Here is a 20,228-nt window from a genome sequence, read left to right as displayed (position 1 = left end):
GCTGATCAGGGCAGCGGCAGCGCGGTCTATCACGTCGTCGCGGAACTCTGCGGGCAGAGCGGAGACGAACTTGTCGTTGTAGTCGGTGAGCATCGACTTCGCGATGTCATCCGGGTCGTCCGGGGTCGACGCCCCTGGCAGGAGCCCACCCATGATCGCGCCGAGGCCACTCGTCGAACCGGGTGAACCTGTCGGCCCCGAACCCGGTGCGGAGCCGGAACTCGGGTCCTCATCGGAAAAGTCGTGCATGTCCTTGGCCTGGATCTCGAACCCGTTGGGCCGGGTGGCGTTTTGGTGTGTCATGGGGTGGGTGTCCTCTCAGAGGTGCAGAAACGGCGCAGAGAAGCCGAGACAGTGGGTGTGGGATGTGCGGACAACGGGAGACAAGGGCTTAGAAGCCGCTGTCTCCCGTTGGTCTCATGTGGGCTCGAATGCCGTCCCCGCGTAACCCATGCCGAGGATCTTGGCGTCGATATCCGGATCGATTGGACGCATCGAGTTGATGAAGGCTGCGCAATTGCGCTTGACCGACTCCCAGCCGTACTCGCTCGAGCGGTCGAACGCTGGGAGGTACACGATGTTCTCCGGATGAGTGAACATGTGTGAAGAGTTCGCCACCCAACCGAAATCGGTGGCGACGACGTTGAGGCGGCGCCGACGGTCGGCGCTGGCTTGGACGAAGTTGTAGATCAACGTGAAGTCGTTGCCTCCACCAACTTTGGGTACCGCCTCGATGAGCTTTTTCATCTGAGCCAGCGACTTACCCTTGACCGGCAGCAGAACCTGTGGAGCCAGATGATGACTGTGCGAGCTGAAGTAGAAGTTCATGTCGAACTTCTTGGCCATCATCATCAAGAACAACGCGCCGTCCATGTAGTCCTGCAGGCTCATCGAACCCGAGGTGTCCGGGTAGTAATGAATGTCGGGCATGAACTCCTGGCGGACGGTGGTGCCGGGTACATCCGGGTTGTCGGGCCGACGACGGTTGGCGCGGGAGAAGGTCTTCTGTCTGTACATCCTGACGTTCTCCGACTTGTTGACCTTGGCCATGCGGTTGAGCTTGGCGCGGAGGTCGAGCAGGATTTGCTCCGGAGGGGGAGCGGCATCGAAGAAGTCGTACGGCTCGGCGTCACGCTTGGTCTTCGCGTCGGCCTGATCACGCGAGTTGACGGCCATGCGCTGCGCATCCCGCAACCGATTGTCTGCAGCTCCGAGGCGGGTGATCGACTTCATCGACATGATCTTCAGACCACCGGCGAGCTTGTTGGTGATCCAAGTCCACTGTTTCCGGATGTCGGCAGGATCCCGGCGAGCGTGAGCGTCGACATTGACGAAGACGATGGTTTCGGGGCAGATCAATTCACTGAGATCGAAGGGAAGCAACGCGGCCTGAGCGGGAACGCCGGCGTGCTCAGCACTGATCTGTTCACCCTTGACGAAGGAATGCACCGAGTGAACGACCAGGCGAGCGAAAGAGTAATCCTCTGTCGGAAAGCCTGCGTGCGGTCGAAGGCGTAATGCCTCAGTGAGATCGTTGAGTTCGATGGCAGCGCACTGACGGCATCTGTCGAGGACCTCACTGGTGATCTTGCCGCTGGCGTGCAACGCGGAGGCCACCGACATGAGGTGTTCGCCGAAACGCACGAAAGTGTCAGGGCCGAGCATCGCTACACCGAGTGTCGCCGGCCGGAAGGTGGCGGACAGGGAGACGAAGAGTCCGGTCCATGCGGTATCGCCCTCGCCGTAGGCAGTAGGTGATGCGCCGGCGCCGATCAGCTGGAGCAGCTCCTTCGCCGACGGTGACACTGCGTTCTCGACCGAATAGATCACGCGGCCGGGCGCCGGGGCCGGTAGACCCAACTGGCCTAGGCCCTGGTTCAGGAAGACCTGGCGAATGTAGGGGTGAGAATCACGTGAGATCGATTCAGTGGTCTGGGTCAGTAGATCCAACGCCGCGGCGTTGTTCTCGGGGGTGTCGCCTGAGGTGGTTTTCGTGTACAGCTCGACGATGATCGGGGTTGCCAGAATCTTCCCGAGATCCTCTGCGGTCAGGGGCGCCCCCGATATGGAGTCGACAGCGTGAGCTGGAATACCGGGAACAAGCGGCCGGAGAAGATGTTCGCCGGCAAACGCCGAGAGAGCCACCTGAGGGTCGTACTCGGCGCCGGGTTCAGCCGGGTTGGCAACCAGGGGCGGCGGAAAGTCGTGCGCACTGAGGCGATGAGGCGTCTGCCCCGAAACGGTGATTGCCATGAAAAGTGGCCCTTTCTGGAGTGCGAGGGGAGTTGTCCCAGCCTGGTTTGCGAAGTCACCGGCAGGCGACGCCGAAGCCCCGGATCGCACATCGCGATCCGGGGCTCGGGGTGGTGGAATCAGGCAGCGAGGTAGGAGTGAATCGGGGTCAGTGATACGACCAGCGGGGCACTGGACTTATCCAGGAAGTAGTTGACCGAGGCCGGGTTGAGGGTGCCGGAGGTGCCTCGATTGAGAAGCACGGAGGATTGATCCCTGTCGAGACTCCGAAGAGCGCCGAAGTCGACGATCAGATCGAGAACATCCTTGGAGAGCTTGTTCTCGTCCCTGGTGGTCAAAGCGAAGATGAGGACTTCAGCCTGCTTGTTCTCGTCGAGTGCACCAATGATCTGCTCGATCTCAGTTCGGGTCTTCGCGGCACGAAGACTGTCCCAAGCAGCGGGGCGAGCGATCGTGACCGCACCGGTTGCGGATCCAGCCGTCGGAGCCAGCAGTGCGTTCAGCATTTTGGAATGCACCTCAGCGGTGAATGCAGTGTTGCCGGTGTGAGCCAACATGCCGAGCATGAGCTCGGTGGTGGTCTGCCCGTCGGGGCTGACACCCTCTTCGGCGGCCAATTCAGCCATCACGGCGTTGCCAAGTTCGTTCATCCAAAGGTTCAGACCTTCGATGGTGCGCGGCGCCGTGTACTGACTCATGTCCTGCGCATCGTCCATCTGGCTCGTGAACTCAGCCATCTGAGTCTCGGAGACTGTGCCGCTGCCGCCGTTTTCGTCGTCCTCGTCAGCGACGACCGCGACCATTCCGGCAGGCTGCGGATTCTGCAGGACCCAGTCGGGGTGCTCGGTGAGCACATCCCGAATCGCAGGCTGCAGATCCTCACCGAGCAAATCGAGGAGAACATTCGCGTCAGGACGAACCGGGTACAGAGCGAAACGAGTCAGCGACGCGCTGTCGAGCATTGAAATGTTGCCCTTGTCGTTGCCGGTGACGATGAACCTGATGTTGTCAGCGAGCTCGAGGTCGCCGCAACGACGCGACGTCAGCAGCGTCAGCGCCGCAGAGGTCACATCGGAGCTGGTGCGGTTGATTTCGTCGAGAAGGATGATCACCAGCAGGTCAGGATTCTCCAGGGCGTGATCGTTGGCCTTTTGAATGGTGTAGTGCGGGAAGAAGACCTGTACGAACCTGTTCTCCTTCGTCGGATGCGGCACGGTTCGCACACCGGTGAGATCGGCGGCGTCTGAGAGTGTGTTGACATCGATCGAGAACACCGCGAAGTCTCCGCTCTCAGCGAGAGCATTCACAGCCATGGTCTTGCCGATCGCAGGCGGGCCGGCAAGGAAGGGTGCAACCCGCTTGTTGCGCAGGTCGGGGCGAAGGTGACGGAAGATGAAGTCGCTGTTCAGAAGAAAGGTCATGTCTGTGATCTCTTTTCGTTTCGGGGTGGTGTGGTGAGGTCCGTGTGCATCGGAGAGGTGTCTGATTCATCCCTCCGCAGACACCGCGCTCTGACAATCTCCGGGTGCGCCTTCGGCGCGACGGCCGTTCGCACTTCGTTCGAGTCGCCGACTACGAACACTCAACAACCACCATCTTTTTCGCTTTCACGCATCCAGATGGTCCAGAGCCTCGGCACACCGCTTGAGCAGGTAGGAGACCCCAGAGCGAGGTTCGTCGTGTTTGGTACGAGGGGGCAGGGTGCAACGAGCTACGTGGTGAACGACCCGGAGCAATTGCTGTCGGTCCTGTTCGGGAGTCTGAGCGTCAGCGCCGGTGATCCGGTTGATCGATTGGCGGACACGGAGTTTGGATTGCGAGAGAGCGGCCATAGGTATCAATCGGGACATCTCCCATCTGGAGGTGTCGCCGTGAAAATCGTCGTTCAGGTCTTTTCCGATCTCGTGACCGAGTTGGTCGATGACAGCCGTAGCGACTTCGATTTCCATGCCTGCCAATTCGGTGTCACCGCCTGAGGATGCAAGCGCTTTGTCGAAGCGACCAGGCGTTCCGTCGCCGGTGGCTGTGCCGCCCGGTGCTATCTCGACCAGCTGCGCGAAGATTCCTGCCCAGCTGACCTGATCACCTTTGGGTTCGGCGACGGCAGCAGCGAGACGCTCCGGCGGAATCTGCCGACGGGAGAAGGTGATCCAGTGATAGAGCAAGACCTCGTACCACCGTCGTGGATGTTGAAGTTTCGTCGCATGTGCAGCTCGCGGGAAATGTGCCAGGTTCACCGGTGGGGGGAGCAGTAGGTGGTATCCGCGACCGGAACTGGACACTTCCGCGTACAGGGCTTCCGGCCGAGGCGACGCTGCGTTCCCGGTGACCAGACGAAGCAGCTGGTCGGCAACCTCGGTGGGGCAGTCCGGTTCGATGTCGAGAACCATCAGCCCGGTTGAACGCCAGTCCAGATGGGTGGCGACGTTGCGGGCGTTGGGGACCATCGCGGTGAGTTCGTCGAGGGTCAGCAATTGGGTGGCCGCGTCCGAGATTCGGGCGCCGTGAACTTCGTTGCAATCGGGTCGGCCGCAGCGCGGGCACGTTGGCGAGGTATCGAGGGCCGAGACGATATCCACAGGTCTCTTGTCGAAGTCCGAAACGGTCCAGAGACGTTGCTGCGCAAGGCCTGAACGGATGTGCGTGTTGGTGTAGAACTCGGGGAACGCCGAAGTTGGGTCGGTGTGCTGGTGTGCGCTCATGGGCGAAGACGGTCCTTCTGCTTAGTGAGTGACGGCGGTCGAAAAAACAACAGGGCCGCGGGCCCTCTTTCGAGGAGCCTGCGGCCCTGTGTCGTTCAGATCTCTACAATCCGCCGCCACGTGGATTTCATGCCGGCAGCTGTATCCCTGCGCCGCCCCAGTTCGGAGAAGGCGCTCCGGCGAAGGGATCGTCAGGGTTGCTTACAGCCGGCGCGGCCGGCTGAACGGGAGCAACGGGTGCACCCGGAGTAGCCACCTGGTAGGCCGGGGACACCGGCACGATCGGCTGAACAGGAGCCGCAGGCTGAACGGGCTGAACAGGAGCCGCAGGCTGAACGGGCTGAACAGGAGCCGCAGGCTGAGCAGCAACCGGCTGAACAGGAGCCGCAGGCTGAGCAGCAACCGGCTGAACAGGAGCCGCAGGCTGAGCAGCAACCGGCTGAACAGGAGCCGCAGGCTGAGCAGCAACCGGCTGAACAGGCTGAACAGGCTGGACCGGAGCCGCAGGCTGAGCAGCAACCGGTTGAACAGGCTGAGCGGGTTGAACCGGAGCCGCAGGCAGACCGTATTCGTCCGTACCCACAACCTCATTCTCATTGTGAGCCCCGCTCTCGATGCCGTTGGTGGCTACCAGCGGCGCGCTGAGAGTGATACCGAAGGCCGAGAGGTCGAGGGCGCGGGCGCCTGCCGACCTCGGCGCATAGGGAACTTCGGGGGTCGGAACGAGGATCGCTTCGAGACCGAGACCCAGTTTGGGGTGAAGTCGACCGCTGGTCTTGTCCTTGGACTGGAAGGTGCTGACCACGACCCGAACAACGGTGTCCTTTGCGATCTCACCTTCGACGTCGACGATCTGGCGAAACGAGCCCTGGTTGTCGGGATCAGCGGCAAGCAGGGTCGGAAGGTTGCGGGTGACGTTCTTCGCCTCGAAACCGAGCCCTTTCTCCGGGTTCTTCTTGTGCTCGTAGAACAGGCTCTGAACGTATGCCTCTTCCCAGGAGAGCTGAGCTGGGTCAGCGGGGACGATCTTGCACTGCGAGAGGCTGATCAGAGTATGTGGCTCGAGGGTCGGGTACATGCTCTTCGTGTTCTTCACGCGACGTTCGAGCTCGTCTCCCTCGATCAGACTCGCGGTGCGCGCAAACGCAACGGCGCCCTGGACGACGATGGTCATGTTCGGACGGATGTTGGTCGAGCTGGGAGCAGTCATGATGGCTCTTTTCGTGTGTGGGGGGTGTGTACAGGGCTCGGCACCTCGACTCGAACGAGCAGTAAGAGTCGAGGTCCTTTGTCAGATGGGTCGTAGACAGGAACGGCACAGGCCCCTGAGCGACCGGGGCTATGACGGATAGAGGTGCTGCAGAATGCGCCACCGCAGCGCAGTTCAGCCCCAGATGGATGTTCGACCTGGGGCTTTGCGCGCGAGTATCGGCGAACGAAGTTTGTTTTGACGAATATCCGGATATGTCTGCTTTGTTGGTTGAACCACCCTCGCTCATTCCTGACTTTCAGGTCAGTTCGAGACGAGGGCGGTTCAACCCCCCAAAGGAGAGCACTGGCCCCAAAGGACCGAATGATCTCCTTATTTCACAGACACACCGCAATCCTTCTCGCGGGCGCCTCCGGCGCTCGTCGGGGTATTTGCCCCTTTCGGCGATTGCTCGTTATTTGCAAGCGAGAAACCAGACCAGTCGTCACGGTTACGTATTTACTATCAGTTCTTGGCCGAGAAACAATTGTCGCTCCAGCGTGCACTCTGACCTGTGTAAAGAGGTTTTTCGTGTCGCCTCTGTGTATTATTCGAATTAAATGCGAGATCAGGCAGAATGTAGCGCCTGTGATGCGAGAAGAAGGTGAGGGTCCAGGCGCATGTCGGTCAAACAGTCCACGACGGTATACAGCGATGTAACAGGCGAAGAGGTCGAGAACTGGTACCGGGTCGGTGTGGTCTTCGACAACGCCATTTTTGTGGTCGATGTCGATGCGGACAACCTCGAGGAAGAACTGAAGGCACTGTCAGTCTTCGACGTCGTAGAGAAGGGCCGCAAGGTCAAGAAGGTCGGCCGCAACGCGCACGGTTCACTAAATGCTGCGATGCACCATGAGGCTCGTCTGTGGGCCAAGGCCAACGGAATCGAAGTCGGCGATCGCGGGATGGTCAGCAAAGAGATCATCAACAAGTACCACGAAGCTCGAGGTATCGGACCGATCAGCTTGCTCGAGAATAAGAGATAGCCAAACCCCGCACCCGGCCGGCACGGGGTTTGGCACCTACCTTCTATCTCTGATCAGCACCGGTAACGCCGCTGTTGATTTCAGCGACAACGCTCGTGAATGCGGACTTCAATTCGGACCGAGTGGCCAGTAGCAGTCGCTGCTGGCTCGCCTCTTTGTCCGCCAGAGCCTCGGGCATAGCCATATCGAGAGTTCCCTCGGTCAAAATCGTATGCACCACAACGGGTCTGGTTTGCCCGAGGCGATTGAGCCTGGCCGGAGTCTGCCCGAAATGTTCGTTGGAATCAGGCAACGTCGTCCAGATCAACGTATTGCCGCCGAACTGCAGATTCAACCCGTGACCGGCACTAGCTGGATGCACCAGCATGATCGGGATTTCGCCGCGATTCCACGCCTTCTTCGTGTCCGGCATCCCGTTGTACTCGCGAGCACCGGGATAGCCGGCTTGGCGCAGATGATGCAACAGGATTGTCTTCTCGAAGTCGAAGCGATAGGCGATCAGAACTGATCCTTGACCGCCACCGGCGAAGTGCTGATGGCAGATGTCGACCACCTTGTCGAACTTGCCAGAATGCAGACGTAGCGTCGGCCGCGTGGTCAGTTCGGTTGCGACGTCGTACCCGTCGGCGTCCTTGTCCAGGTCGAGATAGACAGCGCCGGCGGCGAACTGAAGAAGTTTGTTGCGCAACACACCACCGTTCGCGGCCTCGATATAGAAGGCAGAGGCATCGTCGAGAGTGAGCGCATCGTGTGCAGCTTGAGCGCGCACACGGTCCCCAGTGGACGCGATCGCTTGTCTCCTGGCTCCAGCTAGCATCTCGTCGGTTTCCGTCTTGTCGAGACCGGCGGTTTTAGCGTGCGCACGAACCGTGTCCTCGTCCGCCGTCACCACGTACATGTCTGCCGTGGCCAACATGACGTCGTCGTAGACCTTCCTGCGCAACTCGGCCAGACCAGTGAGCAGTACCGCCAACAATGCGTCGCGCCCGAAGGCGTCGTAGGCCTGCACCAGCTCGTCGGACATCGGAACGACATGAGTGACAGGCGGTGCGAACCCGATGAGATTGAGCTCTGAATTCTCGGCGGAAACCGCTACGTGCGAGAGCGCTCGATGTAACTGAGCTTCGTTGTGCGGACTGATCTCCCAGCGAGTGACCTGATTCTGAATGGTCTGAGCAGGGGTGAACCATGCCCTCAGGTGGTCCGTGTAGCTGGTACCCAGGGTGGTGCCCTGGTCGAGAAGGAATATCTGAGGCCAGATCTCGTGAGCGCCTTCCGGGCTCGGCGTACCTGAGAGTTCGATGACGCGGCGGACGTAGGGTCGCACGTCAGCCATCGCTTTCCAACGGCTGGACTGTGGGTTCTTGAATCCTTGCGCCTCGTCGATGATGACTGTCGGAAATGGCCACAACGAGAAATCAGGTTTGGCCACGTTGACCGCAACCCGGAACTCTTCACCCGTGACGGCGGTGATTGCGCTCGCCAGATCCTCGCGTACCTGGTCAGAGCGAAGCATCCTCGCCGTCTTCGGATCCGGGTGCGCTACGACCACTGTCGGAGCCGCCCCGGACACAGTGGCCGGCTTGAGTTTGACCAGCCGTGCCTGCGCGAGAGCGGATTTGATCAGCTCATAAGTCTCCGCGGAGGCATCTCGCTGCGTCTCATCGAGAGCATTGAGATGATCCAGACAGAGTGCAGCGAAACGGCTTTCGATCTTGCCGACTGCGTCACGCAGGGTATCGAGATCGACGACGCCGTCATCACGACGGCAGCCAGCAGGTCGCACACGAGGTTCGCCGGCATAGATGACGCGTTTGACGAGATCTGTGAAGCGATCGACACCGACTGTGTAGATACCAGGCTTGTCGGTACCGATGTTGTCGACGAGGACCTTGAACTCGTCAGGCTTCAGGTTCCGTTGTCCCTTGCTCGGACGGCCGTCTTTACCTCGCATCCCAGGAGGGGTGATGTTCAGCGAAGTCACCCTCAGTGGGATGTCCCAGTCGAAAACTTCTTCAGGCCACGTGTCCACCGCGATGTTGCGGGGCGCGACGACCAGAATGTGACCAGGTTCGCGGAGATACGACAGTGCCGAGAGGGTGACCAGGGTTTTTCCACTCCCCATCGTCATCCAGACTGCCGACGCGGGCCGGGTGAGGATGAACTCCCGCACCCTCTTCTGAAACGGCTTGAGCTTGTCTTCGATGGTTTGCATCCAGACCGGCAGAGCCGGGTTCGATGCGACAGGTGTACCGGTCACGGTGGTCGATGCGGTCATGGTCATCTCCAGATGTGTGATCCCGGCAGCGCCGGTCAGCGAAGTAGTGCGGGGCTCTCGGAACGGAATTTCGGGAGCAGCGTGGGCGAGGTGATACGCGGGGACTGCACACCGTTCCAGTGGAGGTGACCCTCGGCCATCGCCGCGAATGCCTCCGGTCGAATGAACGGACGACTACTTGACTCGACGCCGGCCGCGAGGTCAGCCAGATAGTGCTCGATCGAAGTCAGCTCGCCGGACTCGGCAAGAGCTTCCAGACGTGCGAATACTGCATTGATCACGATCCGAGTTCGGTCCGAGTCGAATCCACTGAAATATGCAGGCTCTTGAAACGTGTTGTGTACCAGAACAACAGGGGTCTCTTTGACCTGCAGTTCATCGTGGAAGAGTGTGTACGCGTCGACCTCGGTATCGATGGCGACGGCCACAACTGGGAGCTTGGCCGCCTTGAACAGGACTTTGAGGCGGTCGCACTTCGGGCAGGTCGGCAGCGTGTACATCACGATGTGTGGGAGATGCGGGTGCAGCGGTGCCAGTCCGCTGGCATCGAGAGTGCCGGTGGATCCCGGACTGTGGGCGAGTACTGAAGTCATGGGGAGTTCTCTTTCGTGGTTGCAGGTGTCGCGGGCGGCGTTACCTGCAGTGAGGGGTGGTCTTGAAGGACCAGGACGGAAGCCGCTCTCCCCGGGATGGGGGAGGCGCACGGATCGCGCAGCGAGATCGGGCAGGAGCTGTGCAGGAAATAGTCGTCGAGCAGCTGGTCGACAGCCTCTATCGAGTCAGCCACCACGACGTGCGCTCCGTGCGCGCGCATTCGAGTGAACATGGCTCGTTGATTGGGACGAGGCGCCTGACCGGGCCGCTTGACTTCGACGAACAGCAGAACCGGGTCGGCGCGGTTGTCGTGACCGATAAGGAGCCGGTCTGGGACGGCGCGCCGACCCGGTGAGGTCATCTTCAAACAGAGCAGGTGATGCTGTTTACACGCGGAAACAAGATGGTCCTCGATGACACGTTCAATCGGGGTGAGAGCGTGACTCACCGTGAATCGGCTTCCCCCACACCGTCGTCGGTACGGCGAGTGCGCCGAGAAATCCCACGGAGGGCGTGCTCGACGAACGAGAGGGCCCCTGCAGGGAGATCATTGCGCGTGATCTCGAACAGCTCGGCCGCTGGATCTCGCTGATAGTGAGATTCCCAGATTGATCGAAGATCCTGCTGCTCGTCGGTAGGACGGAATCCCATCGAGATCAGTCCCCGCCGTGAATGCTCGTTGTCGCTGTCGATGAGTGCCTCGACAAGTTCGAGGTCAGTCGATCCGAAGGCGTAATCGAGTGCCAGGGCCAAGGCTGCCGAAGCGACTCCGGAACTGGCGAATCGACGCCCGACCCAGGCCCCCACACGCGCAGCGTGATGAGGAGCCTGGGACAGGCCGGTCAGCTCCAGTTGACCGGCGAACTGGGAATCGACTTCGATGACCCACGAGAATCCGAGACCGCGCTCGATCCGATGCTGTGCCGTCTGCTGGATATTCATCCAATTCGCCGTGCCGTTCTGTGCCGCCCATCGGCGGGCAGTATCGATCGGAACAAGACCTTCAGTGCGACTCGCAAGGCGGTCAGCGTCGTCCACACGCAGGCGCGACCACGCGAGTCCGTCCAGCGGGGAGGGTTCACGTAGCCGCACCTGGTTGGACCCGAGAGATACGGGACCAACCTCGGGTATATGAATACGGTTCGTCATCTGACTCCTTCATGTTGCAGGGTGTGTTGATCAATGTGGTCAGTCATGCTGCGGTGTTGCGCCAGTTCTCCTCGTACGAGGTGGCCGCCAGCTGGATATATGCCTCGGTGTCGATCGCGGCGAGTAGATGCTCGAGTAGAGCAGTGTCCGGGTGATCGGCGATGGTGTGGTTGAACACCAGCATTGGTGTCGACGGGTCCACTCCGCTGTGCCGGGCCAGGATCAGATCGCAGGTACGGCCGCGATGGGCCGAATCCTCACCGGCCAGATCGAGCAGATGCTGAGCGATGGGATCAGCACCATTCGGATTGGTCGGTCGCACACCTTTGGCCTCGCGGGAAGACCACAGGTTCGCACTCACACTTCGAGCCTTCGCCGCCGCAATCACCAACGGTTCTCCGAAGAGGTCACGGTCGACCTTGTCCGGGTGGACGAGGAAGACTCGGGTGAAATGACCGAGGAGCTGCACAGATGCAGCCTTCGGATGCCGATTGAGTGTGTTGCCCTCACGGAGCAACATCTCGTCTTCGGTGACATTGCGAGGATCACCGGGAAAGGTGAGCTGCGCGGAGTCGGTGGCCTCGATGACCTGCCCGGACAGGGGATCTGTCCGGTGCGGGGCAGCGTAGAGGTAGGTGCCGGCGGACAGAGAGGATGCGAGCAGGTTCTGATAGAGCTTGAGCAGATCCCGAACGTCCAGATGACGATGGAGTTCGGTCAAGACCTCACGCATGGCTCCGAAGTCCATCGGTTCGGATATCGATACCGGTTCTGTCAGCGCATAGGGCACGGGACGCTGAGCAGGGGTGTATCCACCGGCAACGAGCTTGAAGTATTCGAGCAGAAGCCGATCGACCATCGCCGGATGAGCCAACGCTTTGCGCGGACTCGGACCGGCCCAGCACGCGAGCGTTCCGCCTCCGGCAGAGGCGACAACTCGGTACCAAGGTTTGCCCTTGATCTCCTCCGGTCGGTATGACGGCGCTCCGTGGCTGTCGTCCGTGAGGATCTCGAACGATTCTTCGGCGGTGAGGAACTCGACGCGGTTGTTGGAGTCTTTCGACACCAAGGTCAGGGCTTCGGGTTCGATCTCGACGCCGATGGCTGCGGTGTGCTGATCGAGTACCTTCTGATTTGTCTCGGAATCGAGTGTCGAATAGAGACCATCGGTGTTGGTCGAGACGATCCGCCCGCCGGCGAACGTCTGAGCCTGCCCGATTCGCCAGCTGAAGAGCTGACCGATGATTCGCATGGTGATGATCATGTTGTTCATCAGAATCGGTGTGTCGTGCCGTGCATCAGCAGCGCCGGAGGCTGCGTTCAGGATCAATTTGGTCCCTTCCCGCAGAACGCTGTAGTTCTCACGCTCGGCCGCAGTGAGGGATCGGTCCTTGCGGAGCTTGCCGTACCGTTCCTTGTCCCCGAAAATCTGACTGTATTTGTCAGGAGCAGGTTGCCCCGGTTCGGCCAGGTCAGGATTGGTGAACGCTGCGAGATTGACCAACATCAGGGGGTAATAGCTGGTGAAGTCCTCGTGGATGACATCGGCGACGGAAGTGAAGCGGTACTTCGGATCCAATTTGTTGTCATCGTGAGAGGCACCGACGGGAAACAGCGGTGCTTCTTTGATGTCGCGCGCGGCGAACAGGTCCACGCCGCGGTCACCTTTCGGACGATCACGCAGGATCGGGTTGTTCGCCTTCGTTCCGGACTTGAGGATGTCACCCCATTCGACAGTGACTACCTCCTGATTCGTGGGATCGAGAACGTCGATGCGGATCTTCTTGCGAATCCACCATGCAGCCATGGCCAAGTCCTCGCCGGAATACCGTTGTCCGGCGGCGGTGGTCATCGCTGGCATTGCGGAGGCATTCTCGGTAACCCACTCGATCCCATCGCGCACGATTTTCTCGGTCTTGGAGTCGAGAGGATCCACCGAGTCGTCGGAGAGACGCTCGATAGCCGCCCGGAACTGACCGGCCGAGGCAGCGAGAGCGGCATGAAAGAGGGTCCATCGCTCCCTCGAGGCGTCCCGTTCGGCGTTGAACGCCACCAAATCCGCCTCCGCACCGTGGATCCCGCCGGTGGAGAAGGTGGCGAAGCAGCTGGTCGGTTCACCCTCACTGTCGAAATAGGCGATGTTGCACGGCAGCTTGGCGATCGAGGAGAGATCGTAGGAGACGTTCACCGCATGGTTACGATCGGTATGCCATTCGACAATGGTCTCGACGAAAGACACTGGTCGGTCGCAATACCAGTAGGGTTGGGCGGCATCAGCTTTGGCCAAGACAATGATCTTGAGCCGGTTGATGTCCGCGATCAATTCCGCGTGCTGAATCCGCGTCAACGAGGTGTCGAGGTTGGCCGCTTCGACAAGTTGGTTGCTCAATGCCGCGAAATCTCCGAGAACAAACCTGTGAGGCTCGGCGTCGGCAGCTGAAACGGTGCCACCGAACAGTTCAACGAACCTCGCAGCCAACTGGGTGAGTTGCGGAGAGTTCGACGTGGTCGTGGAACCTGCAGAAATTTCACGCGCTGCCGCAGCTCGCAACCACGCAGAGATACGACCACTGACGACTACCGGTGCGAAGTCTTTGTGCTGAGCATGATCGAAGTTGAGACCTTCGATCCGACGGTAGTACCGGTAGACCTTTTCGAATTGCTGATGTGCAGCGATTCCGGCCGGCGTGTTGGTGGGAACCGTCTCGAAAAAGAAGTCCCTTGTAGCGGTGAGGACGTTCACGGCGGAACCAATCGTCGACCCGTTGTGTCCCAGCGGATCCGGATAGCGGAACGAGACAACCGGTAGATCGGCGATATGTCCTGGAATGGCGCGCAGATCGCGGTAGGGCGCAAGGATACGTCCCGCGAACTGCGCTGACGAAGTGTCTGTCGTCAGTCGCGGCCTCGGCCATGTGAGCACCCTTTCCGTGTCCAGGACCGGAGTCCGATAGTCGCCTGCGTGATTGAACACCGTCTCGGGAAAGGTGCGCAGCAGACCTGATCGCAGGTCGAAACTGCCCGAGTAGGTTTTGTCGTGGAACAGCAACGCGGTACCCACGGTGTCGGAGATGTTGTAGGCGACCAGGTCGAAGAAATCTTCAAGCGAATCCAGGCGCGCGTTGGGCCCGGAAAGCCGTTCGGATTCGAGGATTTGGTGACCGAGCATTCCCAGTAGGCGCTTGAGCGCGACCTTCTGCTGCGCTTCGTTGAGCCTAGCTACGTCGAGGTGCCGTCCTGAGGACAACCAGTTACTTCGGATGAGCGCTGCCCGGCGGTTGCCGCAATGTGAAAGGTAGCGCGACATCGAGGGGCGATCGTCACTCTTGGCGAGTGCGAACATCTCGTTGTTGTGGCTACGCATCTGGGCGGCAGTGACGGGACGTGGCTGGTACTGCTCGTCGAACCGCAGTGAGAAGTAGAGAGCGAGCATCGTGGTGTCGTACTGATTTGAGTTGTAGCCGGTGACGAAGGCATGCTCAGGGAGGCGATGGTCGTAGTCAGGATGGGTGTCGCAGACGATCTGCGTTCCGCTGATCGGGCACTCCCGCCGAGTGTGCACGAAACCCTTGTCGACTACACCGCCGAGTAGGCGGGCAAGCGATCGAGCGTTGTTGTCGTCAGTGAGATCCAGGAACTGGATGTTCCGTCCGAGCACACCATGCGGCGTTTCACGTTGACGCGCGAGCAATGCCGGATTGGACCTGTAGAGCTGGCTCATCAGCGCACCGTCTGGATCTGCGACTGCAGCCCGGACGGCTTTGGAGCTCAGGCCGATGTCGAGGTCTTCGTCGATCAGGTAGTAGACGACGGCGGCAGCTTCGGAGGTGCGGTACAACGCAACGGTGAAAGCGTTGTGCAGCGATTCGATGTCATAGAACAGAAATGCCGAGTCCGCGGCAGTCGCAGGAGCCTTGCTGGTGTACGGGGTCGGTGTCATGATCGAGGTCTCCTATGGGTCTGATCGGCCGAGGGGCCTCGGTGTGGTTGGGTGTTGGGTCATTCGGTGAGCGGTGGCGATCCCGGTACGTCCGGGGTGTGTTCGGACAGATAGCCCGCCGGACTGATCCCCGTGTCAACGGTGAACGGGTCCACGACGTCCGGGTAATCGATGCTCACAGCGGAGATATATGTAGTCGGAGTTGCGTTGGAACTCTGCGCTGAATCCATCAGTGCGCAGATCGCCTCCGGGGCCGCTTCTGCGGTCCTATGCGGAACATCGGATGCCACACCGGCATCCACTGGTGCCGTGAAACCCTGAGCTGGCTGAGATGGCGGCGTCGCGGTGTCACTCGTTTCGTTGACCTCACGGCGAATCAAACCTCGGTAGCTGTTCTTCTGCCGGTCAGCAGGCAGTGTCGAAAACTGTTTCGGGTTGGTCTTGGGGGCGCCGACGTTAGCCCAATCAACCAGCGTGTATTCGTAGATGAGTTCCTCGGGAGCAGTCATCCGATCACCCGGACGGTACTGAGTCCGGTGATCTTCACAGAGCCACATCGAGTGCTGATCCGATCGAACGAGAGTTACCAGCGAGTCGATGAACTTGTTGCGACCCAGCGGTTTCGAGTTGGGCATGTTGCGGTCCATCCATGCCTTGTAGAGGTCGTACGCGAATGGGAAGGGGATGAGGTCCCAGGTGAATTCGCCTTTGACTTCGCCCCAGAACGCACGGATCGGGTCATTGCTCTCTTTGAAATCTTCGAGGGCGTCCTTCACCGCCTGAGGTTCACTCAATGTGTAGTACCTCATGGTCAGCACACGTTTGAGCACATACTCCAGCACGTCGGAGCGAACGAGGTAGTCATCCTTGATGTACCTGCGCTCGGCCCCGGTGAAGCACTTGGTGAAGGGCACGAACAGCTGTCGACGATAGATCGATTCCGACTTGTCCTTGATGGTGGGCTTGTCGTTGAGGCACTGAACCATGAAGCCGAAGTGCTGGTGGGCGATGGGGGACTTGTACTTTCGGTTGATCGTGATCACGTCGTTGGTGACGATCGCCTTGAAATTGGCGGCCTTCTCGATGAAGGTGCCCACGTCGTTCTCGTCGACGAGAATCGCGCTGGCTCGGGTGAGTGGTTCGAGGAGGAAGTCCTTTCCGAAGTCGGCCAGCGGGATGCTGGCGTACGACTGCACACCGAGCAGATTTCGCATGAGAGAGAGCAGAGTTCCTTTGCCGTTGTTGCCCGTTTCCGAGAACAGGAACGCGCACTTGTTCCACGAAACGTAAGGCCGCACTGTGGCGCCGACGATCTCCCAGAGCAGTTCGACGACCTCGGGATCATCCGAAAGACTCGCCATCCACGACTCGACGTCCCAATCGGTGCCGTCACTGCCGTTGTGAATCACGACGTTGCCGGCTTCCGGGTTCCAGGCCACATCGAGCTTGGCGAGAAAGATGAACTCGGGGGAGAAGTCGATGAATTTCGGGTCGCCGTTGTTGTAGTCGACGATGCCGTTGTTCACGGCGATCAGGTCCTGGTTGTCGCCTCGGGTGCGTTTGGGTGCGGAATCACTCAGAGCAGCAATAATTTCGGCGAAATCTCTGGTCGTGAGATTCAGGCAGTACCGCCTGGCGATCGAGCGGATGTGCCCCTGTGACGATCGGTATGTCCCGTACGTCGGGCTCTGCGGGTTGTCGTCGTACGCGGCCAGGACATTGAGGTCGGGGTCTGAGTTCCGGCTGGACGGTGATATCGAAATGATCGAGTACAGCGCCAGGATCAATCGTGCGACCTCGGCGAATCCCAGTTGCGTCAAGGGAATCCGCTTGGTGCCGTGGACCTCCAGATTCTTGATGCGCTCGTTCTGGACGAGGATCTGCTTGTTGATCTCGTTGAGCAACCCGTCGTGAACCGTGGCGGGCGAGATTGCTTTGAGTCCTGGGATGCGGTCGGCCGTGAGGTAGGAATCCGCGCAGCGCTTGCTGATGACAGCCACCGATTCAGCGAAAGGCTTTCCGTCACTGGCGTGCTCGAAATCAGAGCTGGGTGTATATCGAGCAGTGATGTCGGGGGCGAGGCCCGGTTCGGTGTCGACGAGGTAGAGGGAGGTCATAGTCATCCTTTTTCGTCTAGCGGTACGTGACGGTCCGCAGGACACAGCTGCAAGGTGTGGGTGCAGTTCGCTGTGCAAGCGAGGCGGCAAGGTGCCACTGGCACCGGGCGCTGTACGACCGTTCGCTGGGTTGAAAGCTGTTTCCGAAGGTTCAGTCACCTTGGTTGTGGGTCAAGGCTTGATCGTGACGATACTCGACAAACACGCGACCGCCAAGAAACTCCGAAGACAAGCTGGTGAGGAACTTGCGAGATCTAGCCCGGATAGTCGGAAGACATATCCTACGAGGTCACATGCCTAGTTTGCTCGTAGCTGAGTTTCTCCTGCTAATTCTGTATTGAGGAACCAGAAGTAGTTGTTTGGAAACTCAGGGCGGAGCGCCTGCCGTGTCGGGCGCGTTCGGAGTTGCTGCGCTCGGAGCGCGGTTGCGCAGGCTGGCTGCACGCCTGATGCGAGGTCTGTGAATCTCGACAGGGACGACGCAACGAGGTTGAAGCGATCCGGAGGCTTCGAGTCGGTAACACTTCGCGTTGGACGTACCTTTTTTCCTTCGAACGAAAGCGGTACACCCGATCGACACCTGCCGCCGCAGGTCAATGCCGCAATTCGCAGTATCACCCTGTCGATTTCTACTAACTCTGAAAAAGAAAAAGGGGTACAGCCAGAAACACGCTGACCTGTGCCGATGCCGCACTTGTACCACCGACATGCCGTTGTACCGGCGATTACCTGGAAAGTCCCCGAACGCACCTACAGTCGAATGTCCGTTCCCTGAAAGGTTTTTCGGGGCCGCAAAAGTTCAAAACGGGTACAACTTCGCCCCGAGAGCGAGAAGTTGCAGGTCAGCGACTTGTGCGGTTGTACCCGTTTTCACGGGGTCGGCGTACCTCGTTTTCGCTGATTTTCATCAGCGCAGGTCACAGGGATGCACGCGGGAAAAGAATGGTACGCGGAAGTGTTACAGCGGTTCGAGATCGCGATACCGATAAATATTCGAGCCGACTTGTGTTTATCCTCGAATAACGTGAACCGCCGCAGTCCTGTTGTGCAACAAGGACTGCGGCGGTCAGAGAAAATTGCCAGAGAAAATTGGAGTTCTTTGTCTACTCGTCGGCATCGTGTTAGTCTTTGAGCGTGGGTCAGAGGAACGGCTGATGCCCCGCTGGACTGTTTTCATCCTTCAGTTCAGCGGGGCATTTTTGTGTTGGCCCATTCAGAAGGACGGTTCGTGAGACTGACCACGGCTCTGCGGATTGTGGTGCACCTGAGCTTCCCGCAAGGCCTGTAATGCCGAAAGCCGTTGTGGCCGGGGCGTTTGGTAGTCGGGACCTTGTTCGGCTACTCCGTCGTAGGGCTGCACGAAGTCGGGGGAGATGCCGACACGGTCAGCTGTGGCTGCGTAGCTGGGAAAGGGCTTGTAACCCGGCTCTTCGATGACGTACTGGATGTAGTACCGCCAACCGATGAACTCTCCGGTCTCGGGATCGGTGTAGGGAACGTCGTCGATCTGGTCGTAGATGACGGTTCCGTTGTGTTCGATGATCGCCTGAAGTGCGGCCTCCGCGATGACGTCGCGAATGGTGGTGGACTCGAAGTATTTGGTGCAGATGTGCCAGTACCCACCCTGCAGAGTGAGCTGATTCATCGTCGGGTGATGACCTGTCCACAGCTTGGTGGGCGGCACGAGGAGATTGTTCTCGTCGTAGAACGCGGTTGCGACTTTCATTGTTGCGTTCCTTCTTGTGTCGGTGAACTGCTACGTGGGGGCAAGACGGCGCCTGGCCTTGGCCAGGCTGCGACATCCTTCCGAACAACCCCAGGTACGGGCTCCGCCGGTGCCAGGGACGGCGTTGTTCCGGGGCCGAAAGGACCGGGGACACGTCAGGTGCACTTGTCCCCGACAAGCGCGCCCGTAGTATATATGTTTAGAATAGTTATTCCGCGATTTCGTTCGATTTGCGCAGGTCAAAGCACTGAACGATCGGACATGAATAATCTCGACGATATTCGGTCGACCTAACAATGAGGGGGAAAAATGACGACAGCAGACAATCTCGGAGCGCCGGCAGGAACCGAAGTCGAGCAGTGGAGCGCAGCGCGGAGCCGCGGCGCACTTCCCGAAGAACTTGATCCGGCGACAGCGCACCTTGTCGATGTGCGTGGGCGCAGCTCCGAATGGAAGGTGCAGTGTTTCTGGCTCAACGCCGACGACAAGGAGGGCGCTCTGGGTGTCGGAACCGCGTTGCGGCCTTGTGCAGTGGTGACGGCATGCGAGCTGTGCGCGGCCGGACTGTCCGAACTTCCCGCAGAGGGACGGGAGTACATGGCACACGATGAGCGCCATGCGGTAGCCGGCGACCCTGCAGTGGGATACCGACTCCTCCCAGACCTCTGCGGAGTGTCCTTAGTGCTGGGAGATGAGAATCTGGCGTCGAGTTGGTTGGGTGAATTGCAGCGAGAGCACGGGGAAGGTCTGTATCTGGTGCACCCCGCCGCTGTCGCCGACGGATCCTTGATCGGCGTCGATCCGGTTCGAGTGGTCGACTGACCTGAGACCCTTTCCGGAGTCAGCCTCGGGTCAGTCGAGTTGCAGCGATCAGGCCCGATCGTTGATCTGGGTCTGATGAAGAGCGACCGGATCGGTAGTTGGGCGGATCGAATCCGAGAACGAGCTCAGACACCCCAGAACAGGAGAAAGACCGACAGCCCACCCAGTAGCGCCGCGGCCGTGCCGAGTACGGCCGCGGACAGGCGAGTGTCACCGATACTGAGTTCCTGTGACCTGGCCGCGACACCGAGAGCCGCGGCGGCGATGGCCGCAACGAGAAGGACCCACCAGACGGGGTCGAAATTGCCGACGATCTGTTTGAAGCGTTCTACGACAGGCACGGGAGCGACGGGTGTCACGGTGATCTGGGTGCGAATCATGTTCGATTGCAACGGGTTTGTCCTTTGGTTGG

14 protein-coding genes and 1 pseudogene are annotated in these 20,228 nt (G+C 59.8%); 2 read left to right on the top strand and 13 right to left on the bottom strand.

What is annotated here, in order from left to right; genetic code table 11:
* The 5 genes and pseudogenes from ABIE52_RS33510 to ABIE52_RS33490 all read right to left on the bottom strand — a co-directional run.
* Nucleotides 1-303, bottom strand: a pseudogene (locus ABIE52_RS33510) (hypothetical protein); the annotation flags it as partial.
* Between the two features lie 114 nt (nucleotides 304-417).
* Nucleotides 418-2,253, bottom strand: a complete 1,836-nt coding sequence (locus tag ABIE52_RS33505) for a hypothetical protein (protein ID WP_192713348.1) — start codon at nucleotides 2,251-2,253, stop codon at nucleotides 418-420.
* Nucleotides 2,254-2,372: 119 nt separating this feature from the next.
* On the bottom strand, nucleotides 2,373-3,674 hold the full coding sequence (locus ABIE52_RS33500) for an AAA family ATPase (protein WP_192713349.1): 1,302 nt from the start codon (nucleotides 3,672-3,674) through the stop codon (nucleotides 2,373-2,375).
* A gap of 186 nt (nucleotides 3,675-3,860) precedes the next feature.
* Nucleotides 3,861-4,955 carry a hypothetical protein gene (locus ABIE52_RS33495; protein WP_192713350.1) on the bottom strand — a complete coding sequence of 365 codons (1,095 nt, stop codon included), beginning with the start codon at nucleotides 4,953-4,955 and terminating at the stop codon, nucleotides 3,861-3,863.
* A 127-nt stretch (nucleotides 4,956-5,082) separates the two neighbouring features.
* Nucleotides 5,083-6,165 (bottom strand): hypothetical protein, encoded by a 1,083-nt coding sequence (locus ABIE52_RS33490; protein WP_354541605.1) that lies wholly within the window; start codon nucleotides 6,163-6,165, stop codon nucleotides 5,083-5,085.
* A 659-nt stretch (nucleotides 6,166-6,824) separates the two neighbouring features.
* Between ABIE52_RS33490 and ABIE52_RS33485 the strand changes: the two genes are divergently transcribed.
* Nucleotides 6,825-7,190, top strand: a complete 366-nt coding sequence (locus ABIE52_RS33485) for an Lsr2 family DNA-binding protein (protein WP_354541604.1) — start codon at nucleotides 6,825-6,827, stop codon at nucleotides 7,188-7,190.
* Between the two features lie 43 nt (nucleotides 7,191-7,233).
* Here the strand turns inward: ABIE52_RS33485 and ABIE52_RS33480 are convergent, their stop codons facing one another.
* The 7 genes from ABIE52_RS33480 to ABIE52_RS33450 all read right to left on the bottom strand — a co-directional run bounded on the left by ABIE52_RS33480 (nucleotide 7,234) and on the right by ABIE52_RS33450 (nucleotide 18,994).
* Nucleotides 7,234-9,468 (bottom strand): DEAD/DEAH box helicase family protein, encoded by a 2,235-nt coding sequence (locus ABIE52_RS33480; protein ID WP_192713197.1) that lies wholly within the window; start codon nucleotides 9,466-9,468, stop codon nucleotides 7,234-7,236.
* A 35-nt stretch (nucleotides 9,469-9,503) separates the two neighbouring features.
* Nucleotides 9,504-10,061, bottom strand: a complete 558-nt coding sequence (locus ABIE52_RS33475) for a glutaredoxin family protein (RefSeq protein WP_192713198.1) — start codon at nucleotides 10,059-10,061, stop codon at nucleotides 9,504-9,506.
* The gene (locus tag ABIE52_RS33470) at nucleotides 10,058-10,423 is read right to left on the bottom strand and encodes a VRR-NUC domain-containing protein (protein ID WP_192713199.1); all 366 of its coding nucleotides are present in this window, start codon (nucleotides 10,421-10,423) and stop codon (nucleotides 10,058-10,060) included. The genes ABIE52_RS33475 and ABIE52_RS33470 overlap by 4 nt, the downstream gene beginning before the upstream one ends.
* 83 nt (nucleotides 10,424-10,506) lie before the next feature.
* Complete coding sequence (locus tag ABIE52_RS33465; protein WP_192713200.1) at nucleotides 10,507-11,211, bottom strand: GNAT family N-acetyltransferase; 705 nt, start codon at nucleotides 11,209-11,211, stop codon at nucleotides 10,507-10,509.
* A gap of 43 nt (nucleotides 11,212-11,254) precedes the next feature.
* On the bottom strand, nucleotides 11,255-15,151 hold the full coding sequence (locus tag ABIE52_RS33460; protein WP_192713201.1) for a hypothetical protein: 3,897 nt from the start codon (nucleotides 15,149-15,151) through the stop codon (nucleotides 11,255-11,257).
* A 59-nt stretch (nucleotides 15,152-15,210) separates the two neighbouring features.
* Entirely contained in the window at nucleotides 15,211-17,268 is a 2,058-nt protein-coding gene (locus ABIE52_RS33455; RefSeq protein WP_354541603.1) for a DNA primase family protein, read from the bottom strand.
* Nucleotides 17,269-18,481: 1,213 nt separating this feature from the next.
* Nucleotides 18,482-18,994 carry a hypothetical protein gene (locus ABIE52_RS33450; RefSeq protein ID WP_192713203.1) on the bottom strand — a complete coding sequence of 171 codons (513 nt, stop codon included), beginning with the start codon at nucleotides 18,992-18,994 and terminating at the stop codon, nucleotides 18,482-18,484.
* Between the two features lie 309 nt (nucleotides 18,995-19,303).
* Between ABIE52_RS33450 and ABIE52_RS33445 the strand changes: the two genes are divergently transcribed.
* A complete protein-coding gene (locus ABIE52_RS33445; RefSeq protein WP_192713204.1) occupies nucleotides 19,304-19,816 on the top strand; it encodes a hypothetical protein in 513 nt (170 codons plus the stop codon).
* Between the two features lie 125 nt (nucleotides 19,817-19,941).
* Here the strand turns inward: ABIE52_RS33445 and ABIE52_RS33440 are convergent, their stop codons facing one another.
* Nucleotides 19,942-20,208 carry a hypothetical protein gene (locus ABIE52_RS33440; RefSeq protein ID WP_192713205.1) on the bottom strand — a complete coding sequence of 89 codons (267 nt, stop codon included), beginning with the start codon at nucleotides 20,206-20,208 and terminating at the stop codon, nucleotides 19,942-19,944.
* Between the last annotated feature and the right edge of the window lie 20 nt (nucleotides 20,209-20,228).

It is taken from the genome of Rhodococcus sp. OAS809, assembly GCF_040546695.1.
Taxonomy (GTDB): domain Bacteria; phylum Actinomycetota; class Actinomycetes; order Mycobacteriales; family Mycobacteriaceae; genus Rhodococcus_F; species Rhodococcus_F qingshengii.
This window is presented reverse-complemented; position numbering and strand designations above follow the sequence as displayed.

What these genes read in the sequence shown, in the direction of transcription:
- ABIE52_RS33505 (WP_192713348.1), bottom strand. Translation starts at nt 2,253, where the DNA reads ATGGCAATCACCGTTTCGGGGCAGACGCCTCATCGCCTCAGTGCGCAC.
- ABIE52_RS33500 (WP_192713349.1), bottom strand. Translation starts at nt 3,674, where the DNA reads ATGACCTTTCTTCTGAACAGCGACTTCATCTTCCGTCACCTTCGCCCC.
- ABIE52_RS33495 (WP_192713350.1), bottom strand. Translation starts at nt 4,955, where the DNA reads ATGAGCGCACACCAGCACACCGACCCAACTTCGGCGTTCCCCGAGTTC.
- ABIE52_RS33490 (WP_354541605.1), bottom strand. Translation starts at nt 6,165, where the DNA reads ATGACTGCTCCCAGCTCGACCAACATCCGTCCGAACATGACCATCGTC.
- ABIE52_RS33485 (WP_354541604.1), top strand. Translation starts at nt 6,825, where the DNA reads ATGTCGGTCAAACAGTCCACGACGGTATACAGCGATGTAACAGGCGAA.
- ABIE52_RS33480 (WP_192713197.1), bottom strand. Translation starts at nt 9,468, where the DNA reads ATGACCGCATCGACCACCGTGACCGGTACACCTGTCGCATCGAACCCG.
- ABIE52_RS33475 (WP_192713198.1), bottom strand. Translation starts at nt 10,061, where the DNA reads ATGACTTCAGTACTCGCCCACAGTCCGGGATCCACCGGCACTCTCGAT.
- ABIE52_RS33470 (WP_192713199.1), bottom strand. Translation starts at nt 10,423, where the DNA reads ATGACCTCACCGGGTCGGCGCGCCGTCCCAGACCGGCTCCTTATCGGT.
- ABIE52_RS33465 (WP_192713200.1), bottom strand. Translation starts at nt 11,211, where the DNA reads ATGACGAACCGTATTCATATACCCGAGGTTGGTCCCGTATCTCTCGGG.
- ABIE52_RS33460 (WP_192713201.1), bottom strand. Translation starts at nt 15,151, where the DNA reads ATGACACCGACCCCGTACACCAGCAAGGCTCCTGCGACTGCCGCGGAC.
- ABIE52_RS33455 (WP_354541603.1), bottom strand. Translation starts at nt 17,268, where the DNA reads ATGACCTCCCTCTACCTCGTCGACACCGAACCGGGCCTCGCCCCCGAC.
- ABIE52_RS33450 (WP_192713203.1), bottom strand. Translation starts at nt 18,994, where the DNA reads ATGAAAGTCGCAACCGCGTTCTACGACGAGAACAATCTCCTCGTGCCG.
- ABIE52_RS33445 (WP_192713204.1), top strand. Translation starts at nt 19,304, where the DNA reads ATGACGACAGCAGACAATCTCGGAGCGCCGGCAGGAACCGAAGTCGAG.